Consider the following 25,704-nt stretch of genomic DNA (forward strand, 5'->3'; position numbering starts at 1 on the left):
CGAACACCCCGACCACCCACCGTCATTGAGTACCCCCCCAACATACTCGATGAGTAGTCATTATTTTACTCTGAGTTACCCTTACTCTATGACCTCATGTGGAGACGTAGAGTAGACGGCGCGGTAGGTGCTCGGTGGACGGCGCACTTCGCGCGGCGCGTGTCGCGCCTGGAGCTGCGCCAGCGCGTCGGATTGCAGATCGTGCTCGACAGCCTGGCGATGGTCCTCGGACTCACCGCGGCGCAGATCGGACGGTTCGACCTCACCCTCGGCGCACTGTCGAGCCTCGGCTTCTGGGTGATCTGCGCGCTGGCGGTCTGCCTGCTCCACTTCCTCGGTACCGCCCTGCACCTCTACCTGGGGCGCTACCGGTTCGGTGGCTTCGAGGAGATCCTCGGCCTTCTGGTCGCGGTGGTCGCGACGATCGTCGGACTCATCATCGTCATCGCCGCGTTCGGCTCGCCCCGGCCGATGCCCCTGAGCGTTCCGCCGCTGGGCGGCACGGTGACCCTGGTGGTGATGTTCGGGGTCCGGTACTCCTGGCGGCTCGTCGAGGAGCAGCTGTTGCGCCCCGATCGGGCCAGCGCCGAACCACTGCTGGTCTTCGGCGCCGGAGCCGGCGGCGAAAGCGTGCTGGCGGCGATGCTGCGCACCGCGGACAGTCCATACTACCCCGTCGCACTGCTTGACGACAACCCGAAACTGCACAACCTGCGCCTGTTCGGCGTGCCCGTGCGCGGCGGGCGGGAGGCGATCGCCGCCACCGCCGACGCCAGCGGCGCCCGCACCCTGCTGGTCGCGATTCCGAGCGCCAACGCACACCTGCTGCGGGAGCTCACCAGAATCGCCGAGGACTCCGGGCTCGCCGTAAAGGTCGTACCCCGGGTCGCCGACCTGATCGACGGCCGGGTCGGCGTCGCCGACATCCGTGACCTCGACCTCGCCGACCTGCTCGGACGCCGCCAGGTCGCCACCGACATGACCGCCGCCGCGAGCTACCTCAGCGGCCGCCGGGTGCTCGTCACCGGCGCCGGTGGCTCCATCGGCTCGGAACTGTGTCGACAGATCTCCGCCTTCACCCCCGCCGAGCTCATCATGGTCGACCGGGACGAGTCCGCCCTACGCGCCGTCCAGCTGTCGATCTCCGGGCAGGCGATGCTCGACGACGAGTCGATCGTGCTCGGTGACATCCGCGACGTCGACCTGATGACCCGGCTGTTCGAGCAGCGCCGCCCACAGGTCGTCTTCCACGCCGCGGCGCTCAAGCACCTACCGCTGCTCGAGCGTTTCCCCGGTGAGTCGGTGCAGACGAACGTCTGGGGGACGCTGACCATCCTGCGCACCGCCGCGGCCTGCGGCGTCGACCGGCTGGTGAACATCTCCACCGACAAGGCGGCGAACCCGGTCAGCGCCCTGGGCTACTCCAAACGGATCACCGAGCGTCTCACCGCGCACGTCGCCGCCAGCGCGACCGGCACCTTCGTCAGCGTCCGCTTCGGCAACGTGCTCGGCAGCAACGGCTCCGTACTGACCGTGTTCGCCGGCCAGCTCGCCGGCGGCGGCCCCCTCACCGTCACCCATCCCGACGTCACCCGCTACTTCATGACCATCCCCGAGGCCGTCCAACTCGTGCTGCAGGCCGCCGCGTTCGGTGCGCCCGGCGAAGCCCTCGTCCTGGACATGGGCGAACCGGTCCGCATCGCCGACGTCGCCCGCCGCCTGGCCGCCCGCGAGCCGCGTCCCGTCGACATCGTCTACACCGGACTGGTCACCGGCGAGAAACTGCACGAGGAGCTCTTCGGTGACGACGAGTCCGACCAGCGCCCGCACCACCCACTGATCTCCCACGTGGACGTGCCCGCGCTCGACCCCACCGCCGCCCTCGCCCTCGATCCCTGGGCTCCCCGCGCCGAGGTCCTCGCCGGTCTGGCCGCCCTGGCCCACCCCGCCATCACCCCCGCGCCCACGTCCGCTCCCACTCCGGCTGCCGCGCCCGTCCCGGCTTCTGTTCCCGCCCCGGCCGCTGGGCTGATCCCCCGCCAGCCGACCCAGCAACGCTCCGATCCGGCCCGTCCCACGACGCCGTCCTGACCGGCCACGGACTCCGCGTCACATCCGACCTGGTTCGTCGCCAGAGAACGGCCAGCGGGCTCTCCCTGGTGAGTCCGGCCTGGTGAGCCCGCCGGACGGAGACGTCCAGCGCGGACGGCAACGGCGCCAACGGATCGGGGGGACACCGCGCGCATGGCAGCGACAGGACCACCATGCGCGCACCCGCGGTTTCGCCATGACAGCCCATGGCTGATCTCGTGGATGACAGGCGGAGGTCATCCACGAGAAGCGACCTACCGCGAGTCGGAACCCGGGGGTTCGGTGTCTGCGGGATGGGCGGAGCGGGCGGTGTCGGCGGAGCGGGCGGTGTCGGCGGAGCGGGCGGTGGGGACGGAGCGGGGGGGAGTGAGGCCGCGCTCGGTGTACCAGGCGACGGTGGCCTCGAGGGCGGTGGCGAGGTCGACGCCGTCGGCGTCGGGGAACAGCGCGCGCATCGTCGCGGTCGCGGCCTGCGAGTCACGGACGTCACCGGAGCGCGGCTCGTCATGGCGGACCGGCAGGGCGCGACCGAAGATCCTCTCCAGCTCACGGACCACCGTGAGCAGGTCGGTGCGGGTGCCGAAGGCGATGTTGACCGGGTCCGGGTGGCTCAGGCGGCGGAGCGCCGCGTCGCACAGCAGACCGGCGACACCGGAGACATAGGTGAAGTCGCGGGTCTGGCGGCCATCGCCGTGGACGGTCAGGGAACGACCGGCCAGCGCGGCCTCGATGAAGGTGGGGACGACCGCCGCGTAGGCATGTCCCATCGACTGGTACGGCCCGAACACGTTGAACAGGCGCACGGCGAGCACCGGCAGGCCGAAACCGGCCCGGTAGCCCAGCGCGTAACCCTCCGCCGCGAGCTTGGAGGCGGCGTAGGGACTGCGCGGCCGGCAGGGGGCCGTCTCGACGCGGGGCAGGGTGCCGCCCGCGCCGTACACCGAGGACGACGAGGCGACCACGACGTGGGTCTCGTCCCGCTGGGCGACGTCGAGGACGGTCAGGGTCCCCGTGGCGTTGACGGCATGGGTGGCCATCGGGTCGAGCAGGGAACGTTGCACCGACGGCCGGGCGGCGAGGTGCACGATGCTGTCCGCACCGAGGCAGGTCTGTTCGACCGTGGTCCGGTCGGTGACGCTGCCGACGACCAGCCGCACGGGCAACCCGGCGAGGTTGGCCACCGCGCCCGTGCTCAGATCATCGAGCACGACCACCTCGGCGCCCGCGGCGAGCAGCGCCCTGGTCAGGTGAGCACCGATGAAGCCGGCCCCGCCCGTCACGACTACCTTCACCGATCATCACCCTTCGAGTTCATAAGGATGCCGATAGTAGTCAGTTCGGACCGGCGTCACCCACCACAACCACTCCGACACTCCGCTCCCCCCTTCGCCCCCTTTGCCGCCCCCGCGCTACCAGCCACCCGCACCCCCAGATTGACACTCTGCGTGTTGTGTTGATTGCAGAGAGTGCCGAATCTAGTGTGCGGCGAGTGCCATGCCTTCCTCGACCACTGGTGATCGTGGGCGCCGGCGGATACGGCCGGGAGCTGCTGGATGTGGTGGAGGCCGTCAACGCCACGCGCGCCCCGGCGCCCTACGCCTTCCTCGGGTTCCTCGACTTCCCCGGCGGCCTGATCGATGACGACGCCACGCCGGACGAGGACTCGAAGGCCCTGGTCCGCCGCGGCGCCGAACGTCTCGGCGGCCTGGACCTGCTCGGCCGGCTCGACGCCGACTACCTGATCGGCGTCGAGGACGCCACGGCCCGCCAGCGCATCGACCGGTACGCCTCGCTGCACGGACGGCGCCCGGCCACCCTCGTGCATCCCCGGGCGAACCTCGGCGGCGATGTCCGGCTCGGCCCGGGCACCATCGTGTGCGCGCTGGCCAGCATCACCACGAACGTGCGCACCGGCCGGCACGTCGTGGTCAACATCGCGGCGAGTGTCGCGCACGACTGCCGGCTCGGCGACTACGTGACCGTCGCGCCGGGTGCCCGGATCGCCGGCGGGGTCGCCGTCGGCACTCAGTCCTGGATCGGCGCCCAGGCGAGCATCGCCGGTCCGCGCCATGTCGGCGACCGGACCGTCGTGGGCGCCGGCACCGTCATCACCGAGGACGTCCACCCGTCCACCACCACCGGCAACGCCGGCAGCACCGGAAACGCCAGCGGCACCAGGAACGCCAGCGATACCGGGAATGCCAGCGATACCGGCGATACCAGCGGTACCGGGGACACCCCTGTCGCCCGGGGCCCCGGGGATGCCAGCGGCGTCGGGGACGGTCCGGCCGAGTCGTCCCGTTCGAACCGGGGGGTGCCCCCCGAACAGCGCGACGCGCCGCTGGCCGGCTAGGCGGACATGTGGATCCGGGGCTGGCGCGGTCAGGGTCCGCGATGTGGTCGCTGGGCACGTGGCGAAGGTGGCGTGGGTGGTCGAAGATCCACGAGAGGCGATCCGCGCCTCGTGCGTCCCGAAAGCGCGCCTGGGTGACCCCAATCCGTCGATTGAATGCCGTGAAAGGGTGGGTGACCGGGCACACGGGCGGCCTAGGATCGACTCGTGGATCGCTGGTTCAATCTGACAGGCTGCGACAACGTCCGCGACCTGGGCGGTCTGCCGACCGTCGACGGCTCCCTCACCCGCTACGGCGCCTGTCTGCGCGCAGACTCGGTGCAGATGCTCACCCCTGGCGACGTCAGCCTGCTGCGCGGCTCCTTTGGTCTGCGCGCCGTCCTCGACCTGCGGGCCAAGGAGGAGGCGCTGCGCGAGGGGCGTGGGCTGCTCGCCGAGGAGGACGTCGCCTATCACCACCTGTCGTTCCTGCCCGGAGAATGGGTGATGCCGGACGATCCGCGTTTCCCCGCGATCGTGCGCGACCTCAGAACGCAGGACCGGGTGGAGCACTACCTGGACTACCTGCGTCTGGCCGGCCCCGCCGTCGCCACGGCGCTGCGGGTGCTGGCCCACGCGGATACCGGCCCGGCGCTTTTCCACTGCGCCGCCGGCAAGGACCGCACCGGCGTGCTGGCCGCGATGCTGCTGAGCATCGCCGGGGTCGAACGCTCGGCCATCATCGACGACTACACACAGACCAACGAGCGGATCGAACGGGTCAACGCCCGGCTGGCGGATCGGCCGTCCTACCAGCGCCAGATCAAGCCGGACAGCGCCGGGCAGCTGTCCTGCCTACCGGAGGTCATGGTGGGCTTCCTGGCCGGGGTCGACGAAGGCTGGGGCGGTCCGGCCGCCTGGGCCCGCACATCCGGCGTCACCGAGGCGGAGCTCGCGGCCCTGCGCACCACACTGGTCGGCTGATCCGGTCCGGCGCGCCGCACCGGACCGCCTGGCCGGTGCCCGCACGAGCGATCATCGCCGTCGTGCTCACCATCGTGGCCCTGTCGACCTCGGTGGGTTGCGATGTGCTGCGCCGTAACCGGCACGTCCCCGCGGATCTGGTTCCCGTGTTCCAGGCCGCCGTCGCCCGCTACGGCGGTGGGCTCACCGCGGCTCAGCTCGCGGCGCAGGCCCGGGTGGAGAGCCGGTTCAACCCGCGCGCCGTCTCCCATGCCGGCGCCCAGGGGATCATGCAGTTTCTACCCGCCACCTGGCGGGAGGTCGGCCTGGACGGCAACCAGGACGGGCGGGCCGATCCGATGGACCCGCACGACGCCATCCCGACCGCCGCCTACTACGAGTCGCGGCTGGCCAGGCAGGTCGCGGGCCTGCCCGGGGACCGCATCTCGCTGATCCTCGCCGCCTACAACGCCGGCCCCGACGCGGTGCGCACCGCCGGCGGCATCCCCGACATCGGGGAGACCCGCCACTACGTCGCCCGCGTCCACGACTGGGCCAGCACCTACGCCGACCAGCTCTGACCCCCGACCAGCTCTGACCCCCGACCAGCACCGACCCCCGACCAGCACCGACCGCCGGTCCCTCACTCAGCCGACCCGCAGTTCCTGACCGGCCACCACGACCTCGTCCCCGGGGACGAGCTGACGCCCGCGGCGGCTCTCCACCTCGCCGTTGACCCGCACCACACCCCCGGCCAGCAGCCCCTTGACATCCGAACCGGCGTCGACCACATCGGCGAGCTTGAGGAACTGGCCAAGCCGGATCGCGTCACCCTGAATACTCACGTCTCGCATCCCCCCAGCATCACCCATGGACGCCACCCCGCTGCCGGGGCCGCCCGTCCATCCGCGGTCCGTACGCGCTCCACCGCGTACGGACGGGTCCCTCGGCGTCAGCGCGCTTGACAGCGGCAATACGACCCGACCGGGCGCGGCTGAGGCATGCTGACGAGCGTGGCAGGTATCCCCCCGGATGCGTCCGAGTCGCCAACGCCCGACGATGCCAGACCGGCACCCGTGGAGCCGCCGGCCGGCGGTGACCTTCCCGACCAGCGCACGGCGACGTCCCGCTCGCTCGGCGCCGGTCCGGCGAGCGAGCAGGCGGTGCGGCGGGTGGAGCTGGCCAGCGGGATGCTCGCCTCCCGCGCGGTCGCCCGGATGCACGAGGTGCTGCCGTGGTTCCCGGCGATGTCGGCACGGCACCGGGCCGGCATCCAGCTCGTCGTGCAGGCCGGGATCTCCTCGTTCGTCTGGTGGTGCCGGCGGCCGGAGCACGCGCGGGAGCTGTCCGAGGACGTCTTTCGGGTCGCGCCACGCGAACTGGTCAGGGCGGTGACGTTTCGTCGGCTGGTGGATCTCGTCCGGGTCGCGGTGGAGGCGATCGAGAGCGAGGTGCCGAACCTGGTCGGGCCGGACGAGGAGCAGCGCCTGCTCGCGGACGTGCTGCGCTACTCGCGCGACATCGCCTTCGCCGGCGCGGTCGTCTACGCCCGTGCCGCCGAGGAACGCGGTGCCTGGGACGCCCGACTGGAGGCGCTCATCGTCGATCACGTGGTGCGTGGGGAGGCGGACCGGGCCCTGCCGTCGCGGGCCGCCGCGGCCGGGTGGCGCAACCCACCAGCCGTGACGGTGATCGTCGCTCGGGCCGGCAGCGACGCGCCGGAGGTGGTCGTCGACGAGGCGCACCGCCTCGCCCGGCTGACCGGCCTCGAGCTGCTGGCCGGTGTCCACCACAACCGCCTGGTGATGATCGTCGGGGGGACGTTCGCCACCGCGGACGACGGCATCGGACGACCCGAGGACGCCGCGGTCCTCATCCCGGCCGGGACCGCCAACGGCGGCGGCGGTGCCGGCGCGGCGGGTGCCGGCGCGGCGGGCAGTGGTGGTGTCGGTGGCGGCGGCGGTGGCGCCGAGGCAGGCGAGGCAGGCGCCGCGGCGGCCCGGCTCGCCGCCGCGGCGGCCCGGCGGGGTACACCGAAGATCGAGGTGCGCACCGCGCTGGACGCGGCGCGGGCCCTGCTGCCGGTGTGTGAACCGGGACCGGTCGTGGTCGGACCGGTGGCCACCGACCTCACCGGCGCGCCCCGCTCGGCGCGGATCGCGCTCGCCGCCACCGACGTGGTCGCGGCCTGGCCGGCGGCACCCCGACCGGTGCGGGCCCGGGCGCTGCTGCCGGAACTCGCCCTCGCCGGCGATGCCGACGCCCGCCGCTCGCTCATCGACGAGGTGTACGTACCGCTGCGCGACGCCGGCTCGCCGCTGCTGGAGACCGCCGGCGCCTACCTCGATTTCGGCTCCTCGCTGGAGGCCACCGCGCGCGCCCTCTACCTGCACACAAACACAGTGCGTTACCGTCTGCGGAAGGCGGCTGACGTCTGCGGTCTCGACCCCGCAGATCATCGGGAGCGGTTCATCCTGCATGTCGCGCTGGTCCTGGGGCGCCTGGACGGTATGTCATCTACAGGGCAGGTCTGACTTGCCCCACCGTCACGCACGCGGAGCACCGCGCTGCGAAACCCGTCACATCCGGCGATTTCGCTGCTCTTTCCCGCGAAGGTGACCGATACGCGCAGCAGGAACGATGCACTTCGTCCTACTGATGAGTTTGTAGGACGTCTACAAAGCCCGGTCGACACATCGGTGAGTCGCCGCCAGCGACAAGTGGTCCTCGCGAAGGGTTAGGTAAACAGGTGCTCGCGATCCTCGCACCCGGCCAGGGTGCACAGACTCCCGGACAGCTTCGTGCCTGGCGCGATCTCCCCGGGGTGGAGGACAGACTGCGCTGGTGGTCAGCCGCGGCGGGCGTCGACCTGCTGGCGGCCGGCTGCGACGCCGGGGCCGAGGCGATCCGGGACACCGCGATCGCCCAGCCACTGATCGTTGCCAGCGGCCTGGCCGCCGCCGAGCAACTCGGTCTGCCGCTTCGATCCCTGGCGGCTCCCGAGCACGGCGCCGCGGTCCCGGGCGTCGAGCTCGGCTCCCTGGTGCTGGCCGGCCACAGCGTCGGGGAGATCACCGCGGCGGTACTCGCCGGCGTGCTGACGATCGAGCAGGCGCTGGTGCTCGTGGCGCTGCGTGGACGGGCGATGGCCGAGGCATCGGCGCGCACGGCCACCGGGATGACGGCGCTGCTCGGCGGCGACCCCGAGGTGGTCACCGCCCGGCTCGCCGAACTGGGCCTGACCGCCGCGAACCGCAACGGTGCCGGTCAGATCGTCGCCGCGGGCACGATGACCGATCTGGCCCGGCTCGCCGAACAACCGCCCGCGGGGGTGCGGCTGCGCTCGCTGTCGGTGGCCGGCGCCTTCCACACCCACCACATGGCTGCGGCGCGCGAGACGCTGGCCGCGGTGGCCGGTGGGCTTCGTCCCGCGGCCCCGGAGGTGGCCATCGCGTCCAACGCCGACGGGGCGCTGATCGCCGACGGCGGTGAGCTGCTCACCCGGCTGGTCACCCAGGTCGCCGCGCCGGTGCGCTGGGACCTGTGCCTGGCCACCCTGCGCGAACGGGGGGTGACGGCGATCATCGAGCTGCCACCGGCCGGCACCCTGGCCGGGATCGCCCGCCGTGAGCTGCCCGGTGTGAAGATCCTCGCGGTGAAGTCCCCCGAGGACCTGAGCGCGGCCCGCGACCTCATCGCCGAGCACGCGGGCCCACCGCCCAGCGTGCCCGACGGGGTGCGACCACGCATCTCCGCCGAGGACGACGCGCTCGTCGGGAGGCAGGTATGACCGGCGCCAGGATGCTCGGGCTCGGGGTGTACCGCCCGGCCCGGCTGGTCACCAACGACGAGATCGCCACGCGGGTCGACACCTCCAACGAGTGGATTCGTTCCCGCACCGGCATCGTGACCCGCCGGATCGCCGACGACGAGGAGACCACGGCCGTGATGGGCGCGGTGGCCGCCGAGAAGGCGCTGGCCTCCGCCGGTCTGACTGCCGACAGCATCGACCTGGTCATCGCCGCGAGCTGCACCTCCCCGTCGCAGATCCCCGGGGTCGGCCCGCAGATCGCGCACCGGGTCGGCGCGTTGCGAGCCGGCGCGTTCGATCTCAACGGCGGCTGCGCGGGCTTCAGCTACGCCATCTCCACCGCGGCCGACATGGTCCGCGGCGGCGGTGTGCGCCATGTGCTCGTCGTCGCCACCGAACGGCTCTCCGACTACACCGACTGGGATGACCGTTCCACGTGCATCCTGCTCGCCGATGGCGCCGGCGCGACCGTGGTCGGCGCCTCGGACACCGATGAGATCGGCCCGGCGGTGTGGGGCCACGACGGCTCCCGCCACGAGGCGATCCAGGTGCCCGGCGGCGGCGACAACCTGTTCCGGATGTCCGGCCAGTCGGTGTTCCGCTGGGCCATCTCGCTCGTACCGGCGGTGCGGGAGGTCTGCGAGCGGGCCGGCGTGGCGCCCGAGCAGCTCGCGGGTATCGTTCCGCACCAGGCCAACCTGCGGATCGTCGAGGCACTCGCGACGGGCATCGGCGCCACGAACGCCGCCGTCGCCCGCGACGTCGTCGACTCGGGCAACACCTCCGCCGCGAGTATTCCGCTAGGGCTTGCCCGCCTGCTCGACGCCGGCGAGATCCGCCGCGGCGACCCGGTCCTGCTGTTCGGTTTCGGCGCCGGCCTGACCTACTGCGGTCAGGTCGTGCGCTGCCCATGACCAGCACCACCACCCTGACCCCGACCCACGTTGCGCGGCCGGCGTCCGAAGCGGTCGGCTGACCGCTGGCGCACCCGCCAGACCACACTGCACAGGAGGCACCACCATGTCCCAGGACATCCTCGCCGGTCTCGCCGACATCCTCGAAGAGGTTGCCGGTGTCGACCCGTCGGACGTCACTCCGGACAAGACCTTCATCGATGACCTGGACGTCGACTCGCTGTCGATGGTCGAGGTCGTCGTGGCCGCCGAGGAGAAGTTCTCGGTGAAGATCCCGGATGACGACGTGAAGTCCCTCAAGACCGTCGGCGACGCCGTGTCGTACATCCAGCGGGCGGGTGTGGCGGCATGACCACCACCCCCAGGCAGGTCGTCGTCACCGGCCTCGGGGCAGTAACTCCCCTCGGTGGCGATGTCGCCACGACGTGGGAGGGGCTGCTCGCAGGCCGCTCCGGCGCCCGACGCATCACCGAGGACTGGATCGACGAGCTCCCGGTCCAGATCGCCGCGCCGTTGGCGGCCGAACTCCCCCTGGGCCGGGTGGAGGCGCGCACTCTCGACCGCAGCCAGCAGATGGCTCTGGTCGCCGCCCGGGAGGCGTGGGCCGACGCCGGCACCCCCGAGGTCGACCAGGAGCGCCTCGCGGCCTGCGTCGCCTCCGGTATCGGTGGGGTGCTGACGCTGCTCACCCAGCACGACGTGCTGCGGGAGAAGGGACCGCGACGGGTCTCCCCGCACACGGTGCCGATGCTCATGCCCAACGGCCCGGCCAGCACGATCGGGCTCGCGTTCGGGGCGAAGGCCGGGGTACATGCCCCGGTCAGCGCCTGCGCTTCGGGCTCCGAGGCGATCGCGCTCGGCCTGGACATCATCCGGGCCGGGCGGGCGGACGTGGTGATCGCCGGTGGCACCGAGGCGGCGATCGCCGCGCTGCCGATCGCCGGCTTCGCGCAGATGCAGGCGCTGTCCCGCCGTAACGACACCCCGCAGACCGCGTCGCGACCGTTCGACAAGGCCCGCGATGGTTTCGTGCTCGGCGAGGGCGCGGCGATCGTCGTGCTGGAGGCCGCCGAGCACGCGGCGGCCCGAGGCGCCCGGGTGCACGGCGTGCTGGCCGGCGCCGGGATCAGCTCGGACGCCTACCACATCGCGGCGCCCGACCCCGAGGGTGCGGGTGCGGCCCGGGCGGTGCGGGCGGCGCTGCGTTCGGCGTCGCTCACGGCCACCGACGTCGTGCACATCAACGCGCACGCCACGTCGACCCCGGCGGGCGACCTCGCCGAGGCCGTGGCGCTGCGCTCGGCGATCGGCGACCATATCGACCAGGTGGCCATCACGGCCACCAAGTCGATGACCGGGCATCTGCTGGGTGCGGCCGGCGCGGTCGAGGCGATCGCCACGATCCTCGCGCTGCGCGAACGGATCATCCCGGCGACCCGCAACCTCGACGCGCTCGACGACGAGATCGCCCTCGATGTCGTCGCGGTCGACAACCGCACGATCACCCGTGGCGCGGCCCTGTCGAACTCGTTCGGCTTCGGCGGCCACGACGTCTGTCTGGCCTTCACGGTGTGAGGGGCCTGCCGGGCGGAGCATCCCACCGCCCGGCACGGCCTGCCGCCGACGCCGCGGCCCACCGGCCCACAGCGCGACCGGGACCGCCGCGGCCCGCCCCGACCTCCTCCGCCACCCAGCGCTACCTATTGCCGTGACGCGGGCAGCTCCCTGTTGGCACGGCCACACCCGGCCCACGGGCGGGTGCCCATCGTCGCCGGACCGTGAACAGACGGGAACCGGCTAGCAGGCCCGGACGGTCGCCCGTCGACCTTCCGCCGATTCCAGTCCCACGCCGTCCAGGCAAGGAGACGCACGGTGAGTCTTTCCACACTCGACCGAGTCGACCCACGCACGCCCGAGGCTCGGCTCGCCCGGTTCTTCGACCCCGACACACTGTCCGTGTTCGCGGCGACCGACCGCAGCGGCGTGGTCGCCGGCCATGGTCTGGTCCGCGGCAACGAGGTCGTCGCCTTCGCGACGGATCCGACGGTACAGGGTGGCGCGATGGGGCGCGACGGATGCGCCCGCATCGTCCACGCCATCGAGTCCGCGGTGCGTCTGGGCTGCCCGGTCGTCGGTATCTGGCACTCCGGCGGCGCACGGCTGCAGGAGGGCGTCGCCTCGCTCGACGGTGTCGGGCGCATCTTCGCCGCCACCGTCCGCGCCTCCGGGCGCATCCCCCAGCTCTCACTGGTGCTCGGTGCGGCCGCCGGTGGCGCCGCCTACGGCCCGGCGCTGACCGACATCGTCATCATGGGACCCGAGGCCAAGGTGTTCGTCACCGGCCCGGACGTGGTCCGCTCGGTGACCGGCGAGGAGTGCACCGCCACCAGCCTCGGCGGCCCGGAGGTGCACTCCAAGCGCAGCGGGGTCGTGCACGTGACGTGCGACTCCGAGGAACAGGCGATGGAGCGCACCCGGGAACTCGCCGAACTGCTCGCGGACCAGCGCGACATCGGCGAGGTGCCCGACCGCGAGCTCGCCGACCTGCTGCCCGAGAACCCGCGCCGGGCCTACAACGTGCGCCCGCTGGTCAGCGCGGTGCTCGACGGTGAGGGTGTCGAGCTGCACCCGAAGTGGGCGCCGAACATCGTGACCACCCTCGGCCGCCTCGGTGGGCGCACCGTCGGTGTGGTCGCGAACAACCCGCTGCGCCGCGGCGGCTGCCTGGACTCGACCTCCGCGGAGAAGGCCGCCCGCTTCGTGCGCATGTGCGACTCCTTCGGGGTGCCGCTGGTCGTGCTCGTGGACGTGCCCGGCTACCTCCCGGGGGTCGGCCAGGAGTGGGAGGGCGTCGTGCGCCGCGGTGCCAAGCTGCTCTACGCGTTCGCCGAGTGCGCCGTGCCGCGGGTCACCGTGGTCACGCGCAAGTCCTACGGCGGTGCCTACATCGCGATGAACTCCACCTCGCTGGGCGCCACCGCCGTCTATGCCTGGCCGAACGCGCAGATCGCCGTGATGGGCGCCGAGGCGGCCGTCGGCATCCTGCACCGACGCACGCTCGCGGACGTGCCGGCCCAGCGGCGACCCAGCGTGCTCGCCGAGCTCACCGAGGAACACGAGCGCACCGTCGGCGGGGTGGACCGCGCCGTCGAGCTCGGCGTCATCGACGCGGTCATCACACCCGGCAACACCCGCGGTGTCATCGCCTCGGCCCTGGCGGGCGCCCTCGCCGACGCACGGGCGCACAAGAACGTGCACGGCAACATCCCGCTGTAACGGCCCACGGCTGCGACCTGGCCCGGACCTGCCCGACCCCCCTGCCCCAGGGGCCGCGGCGGCCCGAGCGCGCTCCGCCAGAACCAGCTCCACCACACCCCGACCTCCACCACACCCCGACCCGCCAGGCCAGCGCCTGGCTCCACGGCGACGGCCTCATTCGTCCGCCAGTTGCACCCAGGTGCGCACGACACCGCCCATCTGACGCGGATTCATCCACAACGCCGCCCGGGCGAAGATCGGATCCGCCCGCCGCGCCCTCTCGAGGCGCGTGGGCTCCACCGCCGGCGCGATCGCCCGCAGATGCTCGAAGCTGATGTCGCCGGCGCGAAACGCGCCCCCGGTCGCCGGCAGGGCCCGCGCCGCCCGCGCGACCAGCAGAGCCGAAACCGTCGTCGGATGCACCAGCCGACATTCACGCCGCAGCCAGGCCACCGCCGAACGGGCACCGTCGGCCCGCCACAGCTCGCGCCGATCGAACTCGGCGAGCGCCCGCGCCCACAGCGCGTCGGTCGCGTCGACCAGCCGCCGCAGCTCGACGACCAGCGCCGCGACCTCCGCATCGGGGAGCTCGCTCACCTCGGCTGCGACGACGCCCCCCAGCATCGCCTCGACGTCGATCATGGCTGACCACCTTCCCCGTGGACCCGGCGCACGAGCGGGTCGACAGCCGCCCACACGATCACGATCACCATCACCGGCCGCCACCATCGACCCGAAATCGAACACATGTTCGGATCATAGGTCACACTTCCAGGCATGCCAAGGGATCCCACGCGGCATAATATTTACCTGACATGAAATAACGATCGCGCCAGCGGCGTTCCCGCTGCTGGAGGTGCATGGATGGTGCCGCAGGTGGACAGTCCCGGTCGGCCGTCGAGAGCGGCGACCCCACCCGCCACAGCGACCCTGCGGGTGATCTCACCGCCGCCGGCCTGCGCGCCCCCCGCGGCAGCGGCAGCGGCAGCGGCAGCGGCAGCGGCAGCGGCAGCGGCAGCACAGCGGGAGCAGTCGAACAGCACGTTCGCCGCCCTGCGCGTGCGTAACTTCCGGCTGTTCATCGCCGGCCAGCTCGTCTCGTTGTGCGGGACCTGGATGCAGACGATCGCGCTGGGCTGGCTGGTGCTGTCGCTGGGCGCGTCAGGAACGACGTTGGGGCTGGTCACGGCCACACAGTTCCTGCCGGTGCTGCTGTTCGGGCCCTACGGCGGGGTGATCGCCGACCGGTCGGACCGGCGACGACTACTGATGATCACACAGACCGGATCGGGGCTGGCCGCGCTCACCCTGGGCATCCTGGACCTGACCGGTTCGGCCCGGCTGTGGATGGTCGCTGTCACGGCCATGCTCATCGGGCTGTGCAACGCGGTGGACAACCCGACCCGGCAGACCTTCGTGCAGGAGATGGTCGGGCCCGAGTATCTGCCCAACGCGATCACCCTCAACTCGGTGACCATGAACGCGGCCCGGATCATCGGGCCGGCGCTGGCCGGGGCGATCATTCTGGGCATCGGCACCGCGGGCTGCTTCCTGTTCAACGCCGCGTCCTTCGGCGCGGTACTGATCGCGCTGCGCCGGATGAACACCGCCGAACTGCACGCCCGCACACCCGTGCACCGGGCCCCGGGGCAGCTGCGGGCGGGGCTGCGCTACGCGTGGCGAACCGGGACGCTACGCGTCCCGCTGGTCATGATGATGGTCATCGGCGCGCTGTCCTACGAGTTCCAGGTGGTGCTGCCACTGGTCGCCCGTGAGACGTTCGACGGCGACGCGGCGACCTACAGCCTGATGACCGCGGCGATGGGTTCGGGTGCGGTGGTCGGCGGGCTCGCCGTCGCCCGACGGCGGCGAGTGGGCGTACGACCCCTCGGCCTGATCGCGGCGGTGTTCGGCGGCGTGCTGCTGCTGGCCGCGATCGCGCCGACGCTGCCGGTGGAACTCGCCGCCCTGGTGCTGGTCGGGGCGGGCAGTGTGGCGTTCATCTCGACCGGCAACGCCACCGTCCAGCTCGCCGCCGACCCGGCCATGCGGGGCCGGGTGATGGCGCTGTGGTCGGTGGCGCTGCTCGGGTCGACGCCGGTGGGTGGGCCGATCGCCGGCTGGGTGGCCCAGTCGTGCGGGCCGCGGGCGGGTCTGGTGCTCGCGGCGGTCGCGGCGTTCGTCGGCGCGGGCTACGCGCTGCTCTCCCTGCGTTCCCGCTCGTCGACGGACACGGCGGCACCGGCGGCCCCTTCGGCCTGACGGGCACCGTCCACCTGACGGGCGGCGGCGCGGCCGAGTTCCGGCAGTCGGTGCACCTCCCGGGTCTGACCACGGTGCGCGCTGACCGCGTTGGAGTGGTACCCCTCGAAGACGGACAGGAAGTCCGGCTCCCGGTAGCGACGGCCGTCCACGGTGGGGCCGAGCCCGCCCTCCATGATGGCCTCGACGTCCTCACCGGTGATCGTCTTGTGTTCCTCCAGGGCATGGGTGAGTGCCAGGATCTCCCGCCGGTTGTCCTGCAGGACCACCTCGGTGCGCTCGTAGAGTTCCCGCAGCTTGGACTCGATCTGCTGGCCGAAGGGACGGTCCGCGTCCAGCGACAGGCTGCCCATCTGCTGTTCGAGCATCGCCAGCCGGGACGAGAGCGTGTCACCCATCGCCGCGGACGACAGGTAGCTGGCGACCAGGGTGGTGGCACTGCGCAGGTCGCCGCCGACACCGACGGTGTTGTCCCCCTCGAAGAACATCCGCTCACCGGCGAGGGAGGCGAGCGAGACCATCACCTGGATCTCGATCTCGGACTTCCACATGAACATCCGGTCCTCGACCGCGACATGGGCGACGAACCCGCCGACCCCGCCGCGCCGCTCGATGGTCGCGAGGTCGATCACCCGACCGCGCTGCATCCGGTAGGCGACGACGGCATGGCAGGCCTCGTGCAGGGCGATGCTGTGCCGCTCCTGGTCGATGTGCTCGTGGTCGTCGGCGAGGCCGTACTCCTTGATCACCCGGGCGCGCAGCATGTCCTGCCAGGTGATCGCCTCCCGGCCGTCCTTGACCGCCTGGACCAGCGCCTCGTTGACGGTGTCCTTGATCGTCGCGCCGGTGGCCTCGGGACTCATCACGGCCAGCCGGTCGATTTGCCCGGGGGTCAGCTCGTGGCGCACCTTCGCGAGGTATCCCTCGAAGGTGCGCACCCGCCCCTCCTTGCTCGGGTAGCCGACCTTGTACTGGCGGTCGATGCGGCCGGGGCGCAGCAACGCCTCGTCCAGGGACTGCGGCATGTTCGTCGCCATCATCACCAGGATGCGGTACTTCGGCGGTGGCTTCGGGCGCATCCCGAGGGTGCGCCGCACGACCCGGTTGAAAAAGCCGCGGGGCTTCTTCAGCCCGGACATCTCGGCCAGCAGCGCCTGCAGCGTGCCGTCGAACCCGCCGCCACCCCCACCGACCACGAACTGCTCGCGGGCCGTCTCGCGGCCGATCTCCGCCTGGGCCGCCGCGCTCAGGTACGACAGCCCGTTGCAGCCCGGTCCGGCCGTGTGCCCATCGGCCAGCGACCGTCCAGGCGAACGGGACGAACGGGATGAACGGGACGGCGAGGTGGCGGCCGGTGTGCCCTGCCGGGCGAACCAGGAGCGGGCTCCGGTGCCGACACCGCCACCACCGAAGTTGCCGCCGAGACCACCGCGGCTACCGAGCGTGTCCGCCTCGTCAAAGAAGACGATCACACCGCCGTAGCGCAGCGCGAGCTTACGCAGCTTGCGAAACAGTGATTTGACCTTGAGCAGGCCCACACCGACGAACATCGCCGAGAACGCACCCGGATCGACGAAGACGAACGGCTTGCCCGTCTCACCGGCCACCGCCTCGGCGAGGAGGGTTTTGCCGGTACCGGGCGGGCCCCACAGCAGAATTCCGCCGGGCACATGGCCACCGCGGCTTTCGATCTCCTCCGGGCGTTCCAGATAGAAGACGTTCTCCCGGACCCGGCTGACAACGTGGTCCTGGCCCCAGACGTCCGCGAAACGGGTGGTGATGTCCTCGGGGAAGTACGTCTCGACGCCGCCCTTGGACAGGAACCAGAACATCACCACGAACTGGCCGACGACCAACAGCATCAGCAGGACGATCTGCAGCACCATGGGAATCGCGTGCCACAGATCGCTGGGGATGTTCACCAGCGCGTCGAAGACCGAGGTGTGCGACAACCGGGCGTAGACGAACAGGGCCAGGGCAAGACCCACGATCCACTTGACCGCCCGGGACAACCGGAACCGGTTCCAGTCGTTGATCCTCAGGAATCGCCGCTCCAGCCGACCGAACACCCGCTCGGTCCAGAACACGTAGTAGGCCGACCAGCGTTCGCCGACGAACATGTGCACCTGGCGCAGCACTTCCATGCCGAGCAGGACCAGCACCCAGGCGCTCCGGCGGGCCTGGATGCGAAAACCGTCGCTCCAGGTCATCAGCGGATCGTCGGAGACCTCCGCGGCGACCACGAACAGGAAGACCGCGCCGAGCAGCAGCAGGAACTTCGACCGGTCCCACAGCGACAGCCGGCGGCGCCGGGGTCCCTGGGGGGACTCCGCGTCGCGCGAACCGGGGCCCGAGGCCGGCGGGCCGGCCAGCGAGGACGAGCCGCCCGAGGGCCGCGGGCCGGGATCGGGGAGATCAGGGAGATCGGTCAGGTCGGTGATCCGGTCTGCGTGGTCCATCACGCCCATCCCTACTGCCCCTGGTCCGTGGGCTTGATCGTGAAGGACTTGGCCACGTCGCCGATCTGTGCTCCGTGCTGGGCGTAACACAGCGACGAGCACGCGAGAATGAGCTGGTAGAGCACCGCCTGGCCGTTGTCGAGCAGGCTCGTCTGGTCGATCGTCACCAGACCGGCGTCGGTCCTGACCTGGTAGACCAGATGCACGCCGTGCACACCGTCCTTCTTGTGCACGACCTCGTCGGCGAGCAGCAGGAAGCTCGGCTCGAGTCGGGCGCCGTAGGGGTCGGTGCGCACCGCCTGTTCCTGGGCGGCCTGGGCGTCGTCGACCGAGAGCACGAAGTTGCGCAGGTCGTTGGTGGACACCGCGTTCGCCTCCTCGGGCAACAGGTGGCGCACCTGTGCGAACCCCTTGGGCACGGCCGCGTCCGGAACCAGCAGCCGGGTGGCGTCAAAGCGGGCACCGGCGTCCAGGCCGACAACCCATTCGCGTGACATCAGCCCGCGCAGCATCTCCGGGCTGACGTTGCGGGCGTCGATCCCGAACAACGCCGGGCCGGGCATCTCCTGGTGGCTCCAGCTATTCGGGACCCGCAGAAACGCACCATCCTTCTTGTTTGTCACATACTGGTAACTTGGCGAGCCGCAGCCGCCCGCCGCCAGCAGCACCGTCGCCACCACGCTGAGCAGCACGAAAGTGGCGTAAACGGATGTTCGGCGCGGACTGGTCGTCCGGCGTCGAGCCTCCACGGCAAACCTCCAGCCTGGCGAGGTTGAACACATGGTGCGCCGTCGGGCCATGGTCCTTCGCATTCCTGGAAAGTGTGGCCCAGAAGGCCGCCAGTGCGCACAACCTTCACCAGAAAGGGTGACCGGTCGTACCCTCCGCTGTCGTCGGGCTGGCGATACCCGGGGCGCACGGGCCGAATCCGATCACCATGGGTGGTCGGACGTACTCACCCATGCCGAGGGAGTGCGGGCGGGAGCACGCGAGGGAGCGGCTGACCGGCAGGGGGTACCCGACAGGCGGGTACCCGACACTGTCGGTGTCCGGCACACTGGTGGTATGGCGCATTATCGGCGCGGTCGTAAGGTTCCGGCGCTTCGTCCCGGCCGCCGTCATCTCGTCGGCGGGGTCACCGTGGTGGCGGTGTTCGCTCTGGTCGGGCTCTCCGCGTGGAACCCGGTCGTGGCGCTGCCCGCGCTCGGGGTGATCGTGGTGCTCGGGGTGGTCGACTGGGCGATCGTCACCGCCGCGCCCGGCAGTGCGGAGCTGCCCTCCGGCCCGGCCGCCTTCGCCGGCGACGAGCCGGACTGGGACGCCAGCATGGACACACCCACCCAGGTGCTGCCCCGGCTGACCTTCGGCTACGCGCGTGGCGGCGAGGCGTACGAGGAGCCCGACCACGACGCGGTGCACACGATGGCGATCGACATGCGTGGCTACCTGAACGAGGCCGGCCACGGCCGGATGGGCTGAGTCACCCAGCCGCGGGCCCGGGCCACCTCCGCGTCGTCGTCGCAGTCCAGGCAGGTACGGGCGTCGGCATGGACGGCGGCCACCTCCCGTCCGGTGGACGGGGTTCGGCCGGCGAACAGGGCGCGCACCGGTGCGCCAGCGGGGTCGGCGGGCAGCGCCGCGCGCAGGCGGGCCGTGCGCCACACCGCGGCGAGGTACTGCGCCCGACCATCCGGATCGACCAGGACGGCGACGTCCACCCCGGGTTCGCCCGCCGCACGGCGCAGCGCCCTCAGCACGTCCTCGGTGACGAACGGCAGGTCAGCGGCGAGAACGGCGACGAACGCGGTGTCGACGGCCACGAGCCCGGCGGCGATCGCGGCGAGCGGGCCGCCTCCGGGCGGGTCCTCACGACACCAGTGCACCGTGGTCGCGGGTCCGGCCAGGTCACGCCGGGGGCCGACCACGATCCGGCGGCGTGCGGCGACGGTGGCCGCCAGCACCCGATCCAACAGTGTCGCACCGCCGACCACGACGGCCGGCTTGTCCCGTCCGCCGAGCCGGCGGGCGGCGCCACCCGCACAGATCAGCGCGCTCCAGTCGCCCGTGTCCACATCCCCGGGCCGGCCGACCGTCATCGACCCACCAGCGTCATCGGTCAGCCGCCGATGGCGGACATCGGCCGGTCGGGTTGCTGGAAGTCGGGTGCGCCGATGCCATGACCGGCGTGTTTACCCCAGACCGCGGTCCGCCAGCGGCCGGCGATGTCCTCGTCGCTGGCACCGGCACGCAGCGCGGTGCGCAGGTCGCTCTCGTCCCGGGCGAACAGGCAGTCGCGCACCTGCCCGTCCGCGGTCAGCCGGACCCGGTCGCAGGCCGCGCAGAACGGGGCGGACACCGAGCCGATCACCCCGACCTGGCCGGGACCGTCGTCCACCTCGAACAGTTCGGCCGGCGCACTGCCGCGACCGGGCCGGGGCCGCAGCGTGAACTCGGTGCGCAGCGCGGCGAGGATCTCCTCGGCCGTCACCATCTCGGCGCGGCGCCAGCCATGCTGGGCGTCCAACGGCATCTGCTCGATGAACCGCAGCTCGTACCCGGCCGCCAGCGCCCAGCGCAGCAGGACCGTGGCCTCGTCGTCGTTCACCCCGCGCAGCAGCACGCTGTTGACCTTGACGGGGGTGAGTCCGGCGGCGGCCGCGGCCCGCAGGCCGGCCAGCACATCCTCGAGACGGTCACGACGGGTGAGGGTGACGAAGCGGGACGCGTCCAACGTGTCAAGCGACACATTCACCCGGTCAAGACCGGCGGACCGCAGCCGCGTGGCGAGTTCGGCCAGGCGCAGGCCGTTGGTGGTGAGCGCCAGCCGCGGCCGGGGACGCAGGTCGGCCAGCCGGGCCACCAGACCCACCAGGCCGGGGCGCAGGGTCGGCTCACCGCCGGTGAGGCGGACGTCGGTGACGCCGAGGTGTTCGACGGCGATACCCACCAGACGCACCACCTCGTCGTCGGTGAGCAGGTGCGGGCCCGGCAGCCAGGGCAGACCCTCGGCCGGCATGCAGTAGGTACAACGCAGATTGCACCGATCGGTCAGCGACACACGCAGATCAGTCGCGATCCGCCCGAAGGTGTCCACCAGCCGCACCAACCCAGCGTATAGAGGCCCGCATCCCGGCTCGGGGAGGCGGTTCGGCCCTACAGCACCGCTACAGCCGCCGGTCGGGCGGCTCGCCGCGACCGGGCGGGCGCCGCCAAGGTCCACCGGCCTGAGACACTTGTCCTCTCGCACGCCATCGGCACGGGAGGGCTCGGTCATGCAGGTCTTCGGGGTTGACGTCGGGGGGAGCGGCATCAAGGGCGCGCCGGTCAACGTCGAGGACGGAACGCTCGCCGCCCCTCGGCACCGGATCGCCACGCCGCAGCCGGCGAGTCCGGACGCGGTGGCCGCCACCGTCGCCGAGGTCGTGAGCCACTTCGACTGGTCCGGGCCGGTCGGTGTCGCGCTGCCCTCGGTGGTGAAGAACGGTGTGGCGCTGACCGCGGCGAACATCGACGACACCTGGATCGGCACGGACACGGTGGCGGTGCTGTCCGCCGCCTTCGCCCAGGCCGGGATCGATGCCACCTCGGTGCCATCCCCGCCGGCGCCGGCCACCGCCGCGTCCGACATCACCACGGTCAACGACGCCGACGCCGCCGGCATCGCGGAAATGGCCTTCGGTGCCGGCCGCGACGTCAGCGGACTTGTGATCATGACCACGTTCGGGACGGGCATCGGCACCGCGCTGTTCCTGCACGGCCAGCTGCTGCCCAACACCGAACTCGGGCATCTGGAGATCCACGGGCACGACGCGGAGACCCGCGCCTCGGACGCCGCCCGCGAACGCGAGGACCTCTCCTGGGAGAAGTGGGCCAAGCGGGTCGGCCGCTACCTCGGCACGCTCGAGGCGCTGCTCTGGCCCGACCTCATCATCATTGGTGGGGGTGTGAGCAAAAAGGCCGACCGTTTCCTCGATGCCCTCGAGATCCGGACGAAGGTGGTACCCGCCCAGCTGCAGAACGAGGCCGGCATCGTCGGGGCGGCACTCGCGGGCCTCGGCGACCAGACCCGGCCACGTCCGAGCGCACGTCCCGCACGTCGACGTGGCCCCGCCACCCGCCCGCCGGGCGGTCGCCGTCCCTAGGACCATCCGGCCTTCGCCGGCCCAAGCGGACCGGCCCGACCCGGTCAGACTTCGCGTGTCGCCCGCCGACAGCCGCCCGAGTGGCCATATCGATGGCAGGCTGTCATCTACCGGGACGCACTCGCCGAAGGCGGGTTCCGGTGCGTCCTGTCGAGCTGCCCGCTGGGACGGCCCCCGCTGTGTGTCCCGCCTCGGGGGCGATCCGACGGGCACGGCTGTCCGCGCGGGCGGGGCACATCGGTGGGGCAGGGCACGGCTTCATGAGATCAGGAGGCGCCATGCGTGAGCTGCGGGCGGTCGCACTCAGCGAGGACGGCGGCTATCTCGTGCTGGCGGACGCGGCCGGGCGGACCGACGGTGAACAGTTCCGGGTGCCGGTCGACGACCGGCTCCGGGCCGCCCTGCGCGGTGTACGCCGCAGCGAGGTCCGCACCGAGAGCGCGCTGACCCCGCGCGAGATCCAGGCCAGGCTGCGAGCCGGTGAGACGGCCGCCGAGGTGGCCCGGGCCGCGGGCATCCCGGTGGAACGGGTGGAGCGGTACGAGGGTCCGGTGCTGGCCGAGCGGGCCCGTGTCGTCCAGGAGGCCCGCGCCGCCCTGCTGCCGAAGGATCCCGGTGGCGGCCCGGGGCGTCCCCTCGGTGAGGTCGTGGACGCCCGTCTCGTCGTCGCCCAGGACAACCCTGCCTCCGCGCAGTGGGACGCCTGGCGTCGCGTCGACGGCATCTGGCTGGTGCAGCTCACCTCGGAGAGCCGGTGCGCGCGCTGGACGTGGGACCCGGTCGTGCGTCGGGTACGTCCGCACGACGACGCTGCCCGCTCGCTGGTGGCCCCGGAGATCGTCGAACCACCGGCACCACCCGTGGCACCGATCGCTCCCGCGGCGCCCGCCGGGCCGGCGCCACGAGCCGGCGCCCCGGCACTGACCCTCGTTCCCGACCAGGGCCATCCCACGCAGGGCCATCCCAACCAGGGTTCGGGCAACGCCCCCGCCCGGCTGCCGGAACCCCCCGCTCCCCGCGCCCACCCCCAGCCCGCCGCCGCCCAGCGCTGGGAGTCGACCGCGGTCGACCCGGCCCAGCCCACCGCGCCCGCGGCCGCGTACGAGCCGCCCGCTTCGCCGCGCACCAACGGTTACCTCCCCACCGCGTCGGGCATGCGCCCCGCGGCCGGCCCCGCTGGCCCGCCGGTGGCACTGCCCGGGTCCGCGCCGACCGAGCGGCCCACGGTGGCCGCTCCCCGGCCAACCAGCCGACCGGCGGCGCCGGCGGCCTTCGGCGGCACCGGCGTGCGCCCCGCGGCCTCCGGCCCGGCGCCTGTCCGTTCGTATCCACCCGCGGCCGACTCGGGATACCCCACCGCCGGTGCCGACGGCCGCACCGAGGCAGCCGCCGGGCACACCTATGGGCAGGCGCCGACAGCCGCGCCGGACCTCACCCACGGTTATCCGCCGGCCGACAACCACTACCCTGACCGTGCCCCGGCGGCCGCGGCCTACCCGGACGCACGGCGCTACGAGCCGACCCGCGGCGACGAGCCGGCCCAGCGATACGAGCCGGCCCAGACCTACGAACCGGCCCAGACCCACGAGCCGGCCCAGACCCACGAGACCGCCGCGACCTTCGAGCCGTCCCAGGCGTATGAGCCGTCCCAGGCGTATGAGCCGTCCCAGCCCCAGCGGCCAGCCCAGACCTACCAGCCAGCCCATGCCTACCTGCCGGCCCAGACCCACGAGGCGGCGCGGTCGCCGGAATCCGAGTCCTCGTGGGCTCCGGCGGGTGCCCAGGACGCACCGGACGTGGCTGAACTGTCAGCGTTCGAGGCCCCGACCCACACGGGGCCCGCGCAGGGCGCCACAACGCAGCCAGAGGCCGCGGCTGGCGAGCCCCTGCCTGAGGAACCGGAGTCTGCGGATTCGACCGCGGGTGGCCAGATCAGCCGCCCCGAGCCGCAGGCGCCGCGGCGGACGGCGGCCAGTCGGGTCAGCTCACTGCCGCGCAACACCGGGCGCCGGGTGCCCACCGCCCCGGTGACCGCCCGACCGGCCGTCCCGAATCCGGCCACGCCGGCACCAGCCACCCCGGTACCCGCCGCTCCGGCCGCCAGCGCCGTACCGGCCGTGGTGGGCAAAGCGGCCGTCGCCGCCGCGACCCGCCCCAGCCAGCCAGCGGAGAACCCTCGGGCCGCCGTGGCCCAGGCCGGTCGGTCGACTGTGACTTCCACCACAGCGACGCTGTCGGGGTCGGTCAGCCCGGGCGCGGACCACGCTGCCGAGGCCGCGACTCCGACCGCCACGCCGGCCGCCGCCCACGCCGAGGAGCGGCTCGCGAGCGCCGCAACGGCCACCACGGCGGCGGGTTCGGCTGCGGCCGAACCGGCGGACGCCTCGGCGGACGACTCCCCCGCCGCATCGGCCAGCGGCGATCCCGCGCCGTCAGAGGCCCCGGCCCCGGCCGGTGGGCGCCGACAGGCCGGAAACCCCGCGGCCACCAGCCGGAAGCCTTCCGTTACCCAAAAAGATGACCCGAGCACGGAAAGCGGGGACGACGCGAACACTGAGAAGCCAAACGGACCCGGTGCGTCACGAGGCCGCCAGAACAACGGCACCCGTGGGGGGGATCGCCCCGCAGGCGGTCGACGTGGACGCAAGTCAGTGCCAGCATGGGATGACATCGTGTTCGGTGCTCGACGGACCTGAACTTCCGGCGACGCCGAAGCGATAACAGCCCGCGGGGGCAGAACCCGCCGCGGGCACCACGCCGCTCTGGATGCAAAGACGCCACGAGAGCCGGCTGTGAGTAAACCGTCACATGGTCAGCCGGAACGTCTGACCGCCTAACACAGTTGGAGTAGATGTGACAGGGACTACCACGAAGCCGACGCTGACCAACCTCGATCGTTGCGACCGGTGCGGTGCCCAGGCATACGTGCGGGTGGTGCTGCCGGGCGGCGGAGATCTTCTGTTCTGCCGCCACCATGCCAAGTCTCATGACTCCAAGCTGCGCGAGATGGCGGTCGAGTACCACGACGAGACCGACAAACTCACCGTTTCCTGACACCTCCGTCAGATTTCCGAAAGGGCATGTCACGGCGCCGTGACGTGCCCTTTTTACTGCCCGGAGCACGGGTCGGCGAAGCGGGCGGGCCGCGACTGACCGGGTTCCGGGAGGGCGCCATCTCGCTGGCGGGCAGACTTCTGGGCCATCGTCCGGGTGCCGCGGGCCGGGCGGCACCCTACCAGGCCATACGGTGGCACTGTGGCCGTCAGCGGTAGTGGCCCGCCCACCTCGGTGGCGGATGACCGAGCACGCCGTGCCTCGGTTCTGCTGCGGCGGGCGGCGAGCGCCGGTGCCACACCCGGACTGGTGGCGCAGGCGCGCCCCCGCCCGGGGGGCGCGGGGGGCCAAGGTGGCCCCCCCGGCCAGTTGCCCCCGCGGGGCGGGGCCGCGGCGACCGCGCCGGCTACCCCACCCG

22 protein-coding genes are annotated in these 25,704 nt (G+C 72.3%); 15 read left to right on the forward strand and 7 right to left on the reverse strand.

Annotated elements, in window-relative coordinates; translation table 11 throughout:
- Window positions 1–96 precede the first annotated feature (96 nt).
- A complete protein-coding gene (locus tag MXD61_RS09695; RefSeq protein WP_248812504.1) occupies window positions 97–2,091 on the forward strand; it encodes a nucleoside-diphosphate sugar epimerase/dehydratase in 1,995 nt (664 codons plus the stop codon).
- A 254-nt stretch (window positions 2,092–2,345) separates the two neighbouring features.
- Here the strand turns inward: MXD61_RS09695 and MXD61_RS09700 are convergent, their stop codons facing one another.
- Entirely contained in the window at window positions 2,346–3,383 is a 1,038-nt protein-coding gene (locus MXD61_RS09700) for an NAD-dependent epimerase/dehydratase family protein (RefSeq protein WP_248812505.1), read from the reverse strand.
- Between the two features lie 197 nt (window positions 3,384–3,580).
- Here MXD61_RS09700 and MXD61_RS27980 point away from each other — a divergent pair, with 197 nt between their 5' ends.
- The 3 genes from MXD61_RS27980 to MXD61_RS09715 all read left to right on the forward strand — a co-directional run bounded on the left by MXD61_RS27980 (window position 3,581) and on the right by MXD61_RS09715 (window position 5,967).
- A complete protein-coding gene (locus tag MXD61_RS27980; protein ID WP_308222714.1) occupies window positions 3,581–4,444 on the forward strand; it encodes a UDP-glucose 4-epimerase in 864 nt (287 codons plus the stop codon).
- A 207-nt stretch (window positions 4,445–4,651) separates the two neighbouring features.
- Window positions 4,652–5,407, forward strand: a complete 756-nt coding sequence (locus MXD61_RS09710) for a tyrosine-protein phosphatase (RefSeq protein ID WP_248812506.1) — start codon at window positions 4,652–4,654, stop codon at window positions 5,405–5,407.
- Window positions 5,408–5,442: 35 nt separating this feature from the next.
- Window positions 5,443–5,967 (forward strand): lytic transglycosylase domain-containing protein, encoded by a 525-nt coding sequence (locus MXD61_RS09715; RefSeq protein ID WP_248812507.1) that lies wholly within the window; start codon window positions 5,443–5,445, stop codon window positions 5,965–5,967.
- Window positions 5,968–6,033: 66 nt separating this feature from the next.
- Here the strand turns inward: MXD61_RS09715 and MXD61_RS09720 are convergent, their stop codons facing one another.
- Entirely contained in the window at window positions 6,034–6,240 is a 207-nt protein-coding gene (locus tag MXD61_RS09720) for an RNA-binding S4 domain-containing protein (RefSeq protein ID WP_175084788.1), read from the reverse strand.
- A 222-nt stretch (window positions 6,241–6,462) separates the two neighbouring features.
- Between MXD61_RS09720 and MXD61_RS09725 the strand changes: the two genes are divergently transcribed.
- From MXD61_RS09725 to MXD61_RS09750, 6 genes are all read left to right on the forward strand, one after another.
- Window positions 6,463–7,920 (forward strand): CdaR family transcriptional regulator, encoded by a 1,458-nt coding sequence (locus MXD61_RS09725; protein WP_248812508.1) that lies wholly within the window; start codon window positions 6,463–6,465, stop codon window positions 7,918–7,920.
- A gap of 215 nt (window positions 7,921–8,135) precedes the next feature.
- Entirely contained in the window at window positions 8,136–9,176 is a 1,041-nt protein-coding gene (locus MXD61_RS09730; protein WP_248812509.1) for an ACP S-malonyltransferase, read from the forward strand.
- Window positions 9,173–10,111: a beta-ketoacyl-ACP synthase III gene (locus MXD61_RS09735; protein WP_248812510.1), complete on the forward strand. Its 939-nt coding sequence runs from the start codon at window positions 9,173–9,175 to the stop codon at window positions 10,109–10,111. The genes MXD61_RS09730 and MXD61_RS09735 overlap by 4 nt, the downstream gene beginning before the upstream one ends.
- Window positions 10,112–10,217: 106 nt before the next feature.
- Window positions 10,218–10,463: an acyl carrier protein gene (locus MXD61_RS09740; RefSeq protein WP_163548692.1), complete on the forward strand. Its 246-nt coding sequence runs from the start codon at window positions 10,218–10,220 to the stop codon at window positions 10,461–10,463.
- A complete protein-coding gene (gene fabF, locus MXD61_RS09745; RefSeq protein ID WP_248812511.1) occupies window positions 10,460–11,686 on the forward strand; it encodes a beta-ketoacyl-ACP synthase II in 1,227 nt (408 codons plus the stop codon). Before MXD61_RS09740 ends, fabF begins: the two co-directional genes overlap by 4 nt.
- Before the next feature lie 297 nt (window positions 11,687–11,983).
- Window positions 11,984–13,387 carry a carboxyl transferase domain-containing protein gene (locus MXD61_RS09750; protein WP_248812512.1) on the forward strand — a complete coding sequence of 468 codons (1,404 nt, stop codon included), beginning with the start codon at window positions 11,984–11,986 and terminating at the stop codon, window positions 13,385–13,387.
- A gap of 156 nt (window positions 13,388–13,543) precedes the next feature.
- On the opposite strand, the gene MXD61_RS09755 is transcribed toward MXD61_RS09750, so the two are convergent.
- Window positions 13,544–14,011: a DUF222 domain-containing protein gene (locus MXD61_RS09755; RefSeq protein WP_248812513.1), complete on the reverse strand. Its 468-nt coding sequence runs from the start codon at window positions 14,009–14,011 to the stop codon at window positions 13,544–13,546.
- 411 nt (window positions 14,012–14,422) lie between these two features.
- Here MXD61_RS09755 and MXD61_RS09760 point away from each other — a divergent pair, with 411 nt between their 5' ends.
- The gene (locus MXD61_RS09760; RefSeq protein ID WP_374628716.1) at window positions 14,423–15,631 is read left to right on the forward strand and encodes an MFS transporter; all 1,209 of its coding nucleotides are present in this window, start codon (window positions 14,423–14,425) and stop codon (window positions 15,629–15,631) included.
- On the opposite strand, the gene MXD61_RS09765 is transcribed toward MXD61_RS09760, so the two are convergent.
- Window positions 15,562–18,099: an AAA family ATPase gene (locus tag MXD61_RS09765; RefSeq protein ID WP_374628707.1), complete on the reverse strand. Its 2,538-nt coding sequence runs from the start codon at window positions 18,097–18,099 to the stop codon at window positions 15,562–15,564. The two genes, MXD61_RS09760 and MXD61_RS09765, sit on opposite strands and share 70 nt — an antisense overlap.
- A gap of 2 nt (window positions 18,100–18,101) precedes the next feature.
- A complete protein-coding gene (locus tag MXD61_RS09770; protein WP_163548711.1) occupies window positions 18,102–18,755 on the reverse strand; it encodes a hypothetical protein in 654 nt (217 codons plus the stop codon).
- 400 nt (window positions 18,756–19,155) lie between these two features.
- On the opposite strand from MXD61_RS09770, the gene MXD61_RS09775 reads away from it, so the two are divergent.
- Complete coding sequence (locus tag MXD61_RS09775; RefSeq protein ID WP_248812516.1) at window positions 19,156–19,569, forward strand: hypothetical protein; 414 nt, start codon at window positions 19,156–19,158, stop codon at window positions 19,567–19,569.
- On the opposite strand, the gene MXD61_RS09780 is transcribed toward MXD61_RS09775, so the two are convergent.
- Window positions 19,533–20,186 (reverse strand): molybdenum cofactor guanylyltransferase, encoded by a 654-nt coding sequence (locus tag MXD61_RS09780; protein WP_248812517.1) that lies wholly within the window; start codon window positions 20,184–20,186, stop codon window positions 19,533–19,535. The two genes, MXD61_RS09775 and MXD61_RS09780, sit on opposite strands and share 37 nt — an antisense overlap.
- Before the next feature lie 20 nt (window positions 20,187–20,206).
- Window positions 20,207–21,193 (reverse strand): GTP 3',8-cyclase MoaA, encoded by a 987-nt coding sequence (moaA, locus tag MXD61_RS09785; protein ID WP_248812518.1) that lies wholly within the window; start codon window positions 21,191–21,193, stop codon window positions 20,207–20,209.
- Between the two features lie 169 nt (window positions 21,194–21,362).
- Between moaA and ppgK the strand changes: the two genes are divergently transcribed.
- The 3 genes from ppgK (at window position 21,363) to MXD61_RS09800 (ending at window position 25,286) form a co-directional block, all read left to right on the forward strand.
- Window positions 21,363–22,232, forward strand: coding sequence for a polyphosphate--glucose phosphotransferase (gene ppgK / locus MXD61_RS09790; protein ID WP_248812519.1), 870 nt, complete (start codon window positions 21,363–21,365; stop codon window positions 22,230–22,232).
- Window positions 22,233–22,510: 278 nt separating this feature from the next.
- A complete protein-coding gene (gene sepH, locus MXD61_RS09795; protein WP_248812520.1) occupies window positions 22,511–24,928 on the forward strand; it encodes a septation protein SepH in 2,418 nt (805 codons plus the stop codon).
- A 157-nt stretch (window positions 24,929–25,085) separates the two neighbouring features.
- Complete coding sequence (locus MXD61_RS09800) at window positions 25,086–25,286, forward strand: hypothetical protein (protein ID WP_163547434.1); 201 nt, start codon at window positions 25,086–25,088, stop codon at window positions 25,284–25,286.
- The last annotated feature ends 418 nt before the right edge of the window (window positions 25,287–25,704 follow it).

The sequence above is a fragment of the Frankia sp. AgPm24 genome (genome assembly GCF_023243055.1).
Taxonomy (GTDB): domain Bacteria; phylum Actinomycetota; class Actinomycetes; order Frankiales; family Frankiaceae; genus Frankia; species Frankia umida.